Source organism: Desulfobacula sp. (assembly GCF_021107415.1).
This window is the reverse complement of record NZ_JAIOSW010000357.1, coordinates 1-7,629: the sequence shown is the minus strand read 5'-3', so window position 1 is coordinate 7,629 and position 7,629 is coordinate 1. Positions and strand designations below refer to the sequence as shown.

Here is a 7,629-nt window from a genome sequence, read left to right as displayed (position 1 = left end):
AACCAATTCTTTTTTCTTTTTATCTTCATCTGCATGCATTTCCGCATCTTTGACCATATTGTTGATTTCTTCTTCTGAAAGGCCGCTGGCTGCTGTAATACGAATGGATTGTTCTTTGCCGGTCGCCTTGTCTTTTGCTGCGACATGAACAATACCATTGGCATCAATGTCAAAAGAAACCTCGATCTGGGGAATACCCCTTGGTGCAGGTGGAATATCAGATAATTCAAATTGTCCAAGGGTTTTATTGCCGCTTGCAATTTCTCTTTCACCCTGGAGTACATGGATGGAAACAGCCGGCTGGTTGTCGGCAGCAGTTGAGAATACCTGACTCTTTTTTGTGGGAATGGTTGTATTTTTATCAATGAGTTTGGTCATAACACCACCAAGGGTTTCAATACCCAAAGATAATGGCGTAACATCCAGCAGAAGCACATCATTTACATCACCCTGGAGAACACCTGCCTGTACTGCAGCACCCATGGCAACAACTTCATCCGGGTTTACACCTTTATGGGGTTTTTTACCGAATATTTTTTCAACACGTTCCTGGACTGCAGGCATACGGGTCATACCCCCGACAAGAACCACTTCATTAACACCACCAGAGCCCAGCCTGGCTTCTTTTAGAGCTGTTTGACAAGGTTTTACAAGTTTGTCTAGAAGGTCTGATACCAGGGATTCAAGTTTTGCCCGGGTCAGTTTTACATCAAGGTGTTTTGGACCGGATGCATCCGCAGTAATAAACGGCAGGTTGATACTGGTCTCAGTCGATGTTGAAAGCTCCATTTTGGCTTTTTCAGCAGCTTCTTTAAGACGCTGGAGTGCCATTTTATCATTTCTGATATCAATTGCCTGGTCTTTTTTAAATTCATCAGCGATATAATCAATGATTCTTAAGTCAAAGTCTTCTCCACCCAGATGGGTATCCCCGGATGTTGATTTTACTTCAAATACGCCATCACCGATTTCAAGGACTGAAACGTCAAATGTACCGCCACCTAAGTCAAATACTGCAATTTTTTCTTCACCTTTTTTATCAAGACCATAGGCCAGAGATGCTGCAGTGGGCTCATTGATGATTCGTTTTACTTCAAGGCCGGCAATTTTTCCGGCATCTTTTGTGGCCTGCCTCTGGCTGTCATTAAAATAGGCGGGTACGGTAATAACCGCTTCTGTGACTTCTTCTCCCAGATAATCTTCAGCCGTTTTTTTAATATTTGCCAGTATAAAGGATGAAATCTCAGCAGGGCTGTGTTGTTTTCCCCTTAAATTAATTCTGGTGTCCCCATTGGATGCGGCTTCAATTTTATAGGGAAGAATGGGGACATCATCCTGGATTACCTTTGAATTAAATTTTCTTCCAATCAGTCTTTTGACAGCAAATACAGTGTTTTCAGGGTTGGTAACAGCTTGCCTTTTTGCGATTTGTCCAACAATTCGCTCATTGTTTTCAGAAACTGCAACAATAGATGGCGTAGTTCGTCCACCTTCTGCATTGGTGATGATTTTTGCTTCACCCGCTTCCATAACTGCTACGCATGAATTGGTTGTTCCTAAATCTATTCCGATTATCTTACCCATAATATATCCTCCAAGATATCTTTAATTTAATTTTCTTTGGTTTCTTTAATTTTTTTTTCTACTTTTTTTGAGACAATAACCATAGCAGGCCTTATGAGTCTGTCATGCAGAAGGTAACCTTTTTGAAGGACCTTTGTGACGGTGTTCTCAGGAAAATCATTGGTTTCTTCCTGGGTGACGGCCTGGTGAAAATTTGGATCAAACAATTGGTTTTCAGCCTCCACAACCTTGACATTAAAGGTTTCAAAGAGTTTGAGAATCTCTTTGTAAGTCAGCTTAACTCCCTCAAGCAGACTTTTGTCATCCAAATTTTCTTTTGTGGAAGAGATGGCTCTTTCCAGGTTATCCACAACCGTCAGCATTTGTCTGAAAATCGTTTCATTGGCAAATTTTTTAAACTCATCCGATTCCCGCTGTTTTCTTTTTTTGTAATTTTCAAATTCAGCTGAAAGCCTTAATACGCGATCTTTCTCAGATGCAAGCTGCTCTTTTAGCTCTTTTGTACCTTCCTTTTTGTTGGAACTAACTTTGGTTTTAGCTTTTTTAGACTTTTTTCCGGGAGAATCTTTTTTAGTGGTGTCGTTATCTTTTTTCTTATTTTCTTTTGCCAATTTTTTCTCCTGCTCCAAATATCCCTTTAATTAAGCGTGATCTATACAAAATATAAATTAAAATTATGGCAGAAAAATAAGTCTGTTTAAAAGCATGTCAAGATATAAAATGCAGGCTTTGAAAAGAAAAGATCCGGCTGGCAGAAGGGTTAACGTAAAATTGCATGACCGGGATCGATCCACGACACAGAAGGGATCACTTATCGCTGCTTCCTTCCGGATCTGACGAGGTTCATGGCCTTCTGTTGCGAGGCGACCGATCAGAATAATCCGCACCCGGCCTGCACAGCCGGAAGATGTATATATAGTTGTTTTTTTTATTTTTTTCAAGCCCAATTTATTTTGAATAAAAGTTATAGGGAGTGTAAAAATATTGTTTAAACAGCTATCTTTTTCGGGTATAGTAACTATATACCCGAATCATTGATTTAATTGAGTTTTAGTGATATTCTAATGACTAACGTTGACAGGGTTTATTAATTCTTTACCACGGGAGAATAATATGAGCGAAATAGTGAATCAGGGAAATCAGACAATTATTAAACCAGGTATGGATGTTGTCGCTTCCATGGCCGAAGATTTTAAAAGTGAATTGCTTTCCATGATTAATGAGTCTTCATCTGAAGTTGTCATCGATCTGGAAGGGGTGGAAATGGTTGATTCCGTCGGGATCGGTGTAATTATTGCTGCCCACAATACATTAAACCAGTCTGACAGGAATCTTTCGGTAATCAATGTTGCAAAAGATGTTTATGGCCTTTTTACGACAATGAGATTGAATCGCCGCTTCACTGTTGAAGGCGTGGGCTAGCCCTAAGGCAATAAAATGAAATCAGCAAAATTTTTTTTGGTTGCACTTTTTGGTGTGTTCTTTTTGGTTTCAGCCTGCCAGGATGAAAAAGGAAAAGGCGATTATTCAGGTGTTTCCGATCTGATTGCAGAAAGGAATAAGGCGCGTTATACCGTAGCTGAAAATCCTCCTAAAAAAAGTGTCAGCTCAAGAAAAAAAACAACGAATAAAACCAATACTTCAAAACCTATATCAACTCCAAAAAAAGAAGAGCTTTCAACGATTATTCTTTATGAAGAACTTGTAGAAATCGTTGGTTCCGAATCTGGGCGGACCCTGGCAAAAGCAGTGGCATCTATTAATAAAAAGGGTCAAATCGTAAAGATTAAGATCTTAAAAGAATAGATAAAAAATTATAGCCAGGCCATATACTCCACAAAATTTTCAGGTTTCGGTCAGGCATTATATAGGTAGTTTTTTTCTATTGGAGCCGGAAGGAAGATCAATAAATTTTTCGGGCTTTTCTTTTTTTTTTGGCGTCCCTGGTTTTTGAAGTTTTTTTTCTTCTATGGCCGAGGTGTCATCCAATTCTAATTTTTCTTCGTATTCCTTGATTTTTAAATTGGCCTTATAGAGTTTTCCAACCGATTTTTCCCGGATGTCTTCAAGCTCTTTTATGGTTTTTTTTTGTACGGCAATTTTGGTTTTATACCCCACCACAATTTTCCCGAACTTGGCAGTTGTTTTTTTTTCGACGGATTTGGTTAGGGCCTGTGTCATGAGAATGTTTATCAGTTCAGCAATAACTGCTACAATTGTGACATAAATAAGCCCATCTGCCTGAAGGTAATAGAGTATGCATATAATGAGTATGGAAGTAAAAAAAATCATTCGTTTTTAGATTTAATAAGATCATTTCCGTCTGCATTTATCAATTTTTGGCAATGATGACAGACCATATTTAATTTCTTAACATTCCCTCTGAAAAGAAATCTGCCACAATGAGGACAATGATATTCTTTTAAGTTTGGATCCGTCTGCATCGGTGGGATTATCGAGACCATATTTTTTTTGTCGTCCATTATATTCTATCTCCTAAATATTTTGCTTAAGATAAAGCATTGCACAACCCCTCGCATCTGAGAGTGCTTCATGATGGGTGAGTTTTATTCCCTGTTTTTTACAACAAACATCTAAAGATGCCGGAGAATAACCTTTTTCCCTGTAAATTTTCAAAGTGCATTCCCATTGGTTTGACAGGTTCAGGCCTGAATAATCCAAGTCATAATATAGCATTGTTTTTTGTAAAACACTTCTATCAAATGATTCATTGTGAGCTACTATGGTTTTCCCCGTAAGACGTTTTCTAATTTCAGGGTAAACATCACAGAACAATGGAGCGTTAACTGTGTCATTTTCAGTTATGCCGTGAATTTTGATATTATACCAGGAATATTCATTATTGGGCGGCTGTATTAGAGAATGATACTCATCTATAATTTTATCGCTTTCTACAGTTATTATCCCCACAGCGCATGCACTGTAATGTTTTCCTGTTGCTGTTTCAAAATCTATTGCGGTGAAACTCATTAATTGTCTTTTTATAATTTAACTGAAGTTTAAAAAGGCTTGTCGTGACTGGTCGGGGCGGAGAGATTCGAACTCCCGACATCCTGCTCCCAAAGCAGGCGCGCTACCAGACTGCGCTACGCCCCGATCAATAATTGACACAATCACAATAAATATCATTTTTTAAAATAAAGATCAATACTTTTTGAAATGAGCAATGCATATTCATCAAGAATCTTTTCTATCTCATCCGGGTGTTGGGGCAAAAGTGAAATGGATAAGGGCTCAATAAGTATGGCCGGCATGGTCGCACCTTCAAGAGGCTTGACCGGCGCTCCTTTTGAAAAAAAATGATTTGCTTTTTTATGGGCCGAAAAAATATTTAAAAATGAATCAATGGCCTGTTTGCTCCCGGACTGATGAAGCAGGGACTGTGATTTCCATGTATTTTTTGAGGCTAAAATTGATTGTCTGTAGGGTTCAGGCGGGTCAAAATAGTAGAAAAAACCAGACGGCTCACTTGAATAATGCAAATGAATGCAAAGAAAAAGATCAGCAGAGTTTTTATTTGTTATAAAAATTCTTTCCCGGGGAGGAATATCAATATCTCTGGTTCTGGTTAAAAATACATTGTATCGGCTTTCAAGTTTTTGGGCGGTTTTTTCAGCAAGTGTCAAGGCGATGGTTTTTTCTTTTAAACCGCTGGAAGTGACAAGCCCGTTCTGAGTTCCCCCGTGGCCGGGGTCAATCACAATAACGTGCTGAGTGGTTTTAATTGCTGCTCTATTCGTTTTTTGGGCAAATCCTGTGCCTGGGGCGATCATTAATGTTGTGATGATAACAACGAAAAGGATAAAATTTTCTTTGGCCAATTTTCTTGACACCTTTATATATAAGAGTTATCTTAATAAACTTTCTGTAAAGGAACTTAAATATGCAATATAGATTTTATATATTACATATTTTTTTAAATTTTTGAAGTAATGTTTAATAGTAGTTCAATTTTAATATAATGAATACAGGATTTAAAACATGCAGGTAAAAATTGAAGATAAGAGCAGCGTGAAAAAAGTGCTCTCTTTTGAAATTCCAAAGGAAGATGTTACCAAAGAGCTGAATATTGCATATAAAGAGTTGAAAAAAAAAGCGGATGTAAAGGGATTTAGAAAGGGTAAGATTCCCCGTAAGGTATTGGAAAATAGATTTTCAAAAGATGTACACGCAGATGTTGGACCGCGTTTAATCCAGGAAGCATTTATTGAAGCCATTAAAGAACATGACCTGAATATTGTCGGCGGTCCTCAGATGGACCCACCACAATTAGATCCTGAAAATACATATGTTTTTGATATCACCGTGGAGATAAAACCTGAGCTTGACGACATTGAATTTGAAGGGATCGACCTGAAAAAAACAATGTATGAAGTGTCAGATGGTGAGATAGAAAGCCAGATTTACATGATTCAGAAAACCATGGCTAAAAAAGAGACTGTACAAGAAGAACGCCCTGTAAAAGAAAGCGATTTTGTTCTGATAGATTATGAAGGTTTTCTAAATGAAACCTCTTTTGATAAGACACCAAAAATTGAAAATTACGTCATGGAAATCGGGCAGGGGGCTATGCCTAAAGAATTTTCAGAAAAACTGACAGGTGCAATCCCGGTACAGGATCTTGAAATCGAAGTACCTTATCCGGATGATTATTATGATGAAAATCTAAAAGGCAAAACCATTGTTTATAAAGTAAAACTAAAAGAAATTCAGGAAGAAGTTTTACCTGAACTCAATGATGATCTTGTAAAAGATCTGGGAAAATTTGAAACCCTGGATGATGTCAGAACATCTATCCGTGAAAATCTTGAAAAAGGATATACACAAAGAATACAACATGAGCTTTCCGAACAGGTTTTCCAAACCCTTTTGGAAAAGATTGAGTTTGAAGTGCCTGAAGCGATGATTGAAGGTGAGCTCAATGGTATTATAATGGAAGCAGAACAAGCCTATTCAGCCAATAATACGACACTTGAAGCAGCAGGGTTGAGTAAAGAGATACTGAGAACCCAGTATCGTGATGTGGCGGAAAAGCAAGCCAGAAGACATTTGATTCTGGATAAAATTATTTCCCAGGGAAAACTTGAACTGACGGATGAAGAGTTGGAAAAAAGCTTTGAGGAAATGGCAGTTGGGATGAATGCGCCCGTTGATTCAGTAAAAAATTATTTTAACATGGATCCCAAGCAACTTGAATATTATAAGCATACCCAGCTTGAAAAAAAGGCCATTGATATTATAATAGAGAAAGGCAGCATCACGGAAGTCGAACCGGATGCGGTTGAACCAAATGCGGCCAAAGAGGGTGCAGAAGCGAAGCAAGAAGATGCATCAAAACAAGAAAAAGAGTAATTATTTAACGTGCACAAAAAAATTATAGGAGTTGAATCGTGCCTCTAATTCCAATGGTTGTTGAACAAAGCAACAGAGGAGAGCGTGCTTACGATATTTTTTCACGCCTTTTAAAGGATAGAATTATTTTTATTGGATCTGCTATTGATAATGAGATTGCTAATCTTATTGTTGCCCAGCTTTTGTTTTTGGAATCAGAAGATCCTGAAAAGGATATCAGTTTTTATATCAATTCACCCGGTGGGGTGGTAACAGCAGGCCTGGCCATTTATGATACCATACAATATATAAAGTCTGATGTGGCAACCGTCTGTATCGGACAGGCTGCCAGTATGGGGGCATTGCTTTTGACCGCAGGCGCAAAGGGGAAGAGATTTGCTTTGCCCAATGCCAGGATAATGATTCACCAGCCACTTGGAGGTGCCCAGGGGCAGGCCACAGATATTAAAATCCAGGCCACTGAGATTTTAAGGATGAAGGACACATTAAATGAAATTTTATCCTTGCATACTGGCCGGGATATTGAAAAAATATCAAAAGATACAGACAGAGACTTTTTTGTGTCAGCTGAGCGAGCCACGGAATATGGCATTATAGACAAGGTCGTTGCAGTTAGAAGCGAGTTGAAAGATAAAATAGACGACGCTTCAAAGGAGTAGCTTAATTATGGCT

Annotated in this window: 9 protein-coding genes, 1 tRNA gene and 1 other RNA gene; 4 read left to right on the top strand and 7 right to left on the bottom strand. The window is 38.4% G+C overall.

Annotated features, from left to right (window positions below; genetic code table 11):
- The 3 genes from dnaK to ffs all read right to left on the bottom strand — a co-directional run.
- A partial coding sequence (gene dnaK / locus K8S13_RS18015; protein ID WP_291464678.1) for a molecular chaperone DnaK occupies positions 1-1,584 on the bottom strand: 1,584 nt, incomplete at its 3' end.
- Between the two features lie 26 nt (positions 1,585-1,610).
- Positions 1,611-2,195 (bottom strand): nucleotide exchange factor GrpE, encoded by a 585-nt coding sequence (gene grpE, locus K8S13_RS18010; protein WP_291464676.1) that lies wholly within the window; start codon positions 2,193-2,195, stop codon positions 1,611-1,613.
- A gap of 165 nt (positions 2,196-2,360) precedes the next feature.
- Positions 2,361-2,457: signal recognition particle sRNA small type (gene ffs / locus K8S13_RS18005), an RNA gene on the bottom strand.
- A 240-nt stretch (positions 2,458-2,697) separates the two neighbouring features.
- Here ffs and K8S13_RS18000 point away from each other — a divergent pair.
- Together K8S13_RS18000 and K8S13_RS17995 are read left to right on the top strand one after the other, a co-directional pair.
- Complete coding sequence (locus K8S13_RS18000; RefSeq protein ID WP_291464674.1) at positions 2,698-3,006, top strand: STAS domain-containing protein; 309 nt, start codon at positions 2,698-2,700, stop codon at positions 3,004-3,006.
- Positions 3,007-3,021: 15 nt separating this feature from the next.
- The gene (locus tag K8S13_RS17995) at positions 3,022-3,390 is read left to right on the top strand and encodes a hypothetical protein (RefSeq protein ID WP_291464673.1); all 369 of its coding nucleotides are present in this window, start codon (positions 3,022-3,024) and stop codon (positions 3,388-3,390) included.
- Between the two features lie 57 nt (positions 3,391-3,447).
- Here K8S13_RS17995 and K8S13_RS17990 read toward each other — a convergent pair whose 3' ends face one another.
- The 4 genes from K8S13_RS17990 to K8S13_RS17975 all read right to left on the bottom strand — a co-directional run bounded on the left by K8S13_RS17990 (position 3,448) and on the right by K8S13_RS17975 (position 5,426).
- A complete protein-coding gene (locus K8S13_RS17990; RefSeq protein WP_291464671.1) occupies positions 3,448-3,876 on the bottom strand; it encodes a hypothetical protein in 429 nt (142 codons plus the stop codon).
- Between the two features lie 204 nt (positions 3,877-4,080).
- The gene (locus K8S13_RS17985) at positions 4,081-4,575 is read right to left on the bottom strand and encodes a 3'-5' exonuclease (protein ID WP_291464669.1); all 495 of its coding nucleotides are present in this window, start codon (positions 4,573-4,575) and stop codon (positions 4,081-4,083) included.
- A gap of 49 nt (positions 4,576-4,624) precedes the next feature.
- A tRNA-Pro gene (locus tag K8S13_RS17980) sits at positions 4,625-4,701 on the bottom strand.
- Between the two features lie 29 nt (positions 4,702-4,730).
- Positions 4,731-5,426 carry an N-acetylmuramoyl-L-alanine amidase gene (locus tag K8S13_RS17975; RefSeq protein ID WP_291464668.1) on the bottom strand — a complete coding sequence of 232 codons (696 nt, stop codon included), beginning with the start codon at positions 5,424-5,426 and terminating at the stop codon, positions 4,731-4,733.
- A 160-nt stretch (positions 5,427-5,586) separates the two neighbouring features.
- Here K8S13_RS17975 and tig point away from each other — a divergent pair, with 160 nt between their 5' ends.
- A complete protein-coding gene (gene tig / locus K8S13_RS17970; RefSeq protein WP_291464666.1) occupies positions 5,587-6,957 on the top strand; it encodes a trigger factor in 1,371 nt (456 codons plus the stop codon).
- 53 nt (positions 6,958-7,010) lie between these two features.
- Positions 7,011-7,616: an ATP-dependent Clp endopeptidase proteolytic subunit ClpP gene (gene clpP, locus K8S13_RS17965; RefSeq protein ID WP_367172729.1), complete on the top strand. Its 606-nt coding sequence runs from the start codon at positions 7,011-7,013 to the stop codon at positions 7,614-7,616.
- Positions 7,617-7,629: the final 13 nt, after the last annotated feature.

Coding starts and splice junctions, on each gene's coding strand:
- K8S13_RS18000 (WP_291464674.1), top strand. CDS start 2,698: ATGAGCGAAATAGTGAATCAGGGAAATCAGACAATTATTAAACCAGGT.
- tig (WP_291464666.1), top strand. CDS start 5,587: ATGCAGGTAAAAATTGAAGATAAGAGCAGCGTGAAAAAAGTGCTCTCT.
- K8S13_RS17990 (WP_291464671.1), bottom strand. CDS start 3,876: ATGATTTTTTTTACTTCCATACTCATTATATGCATACTCTATTACCTT.
- clpP (WP_367172729.1), top strand. CDS start 7,011: ATGGTTGTTGAACAAAGCAACAGAGGAGAGCGTGCTTACGATATTTTT.
- K8S13_RS17985 (WP_291464669.1), bottom strand. CDS start 4,575: ATGAGTTTCACCGCAATAGATTTTGAAACAGCAACAGGAAAACATTAC.
- K8S13_RS17995 (WP_291464673.1), top strand. CDS start 3,022: ATGAAATCAGCAAAATTTTTTTTGGTTGCACTTTTTGGTGTGTTCTTT.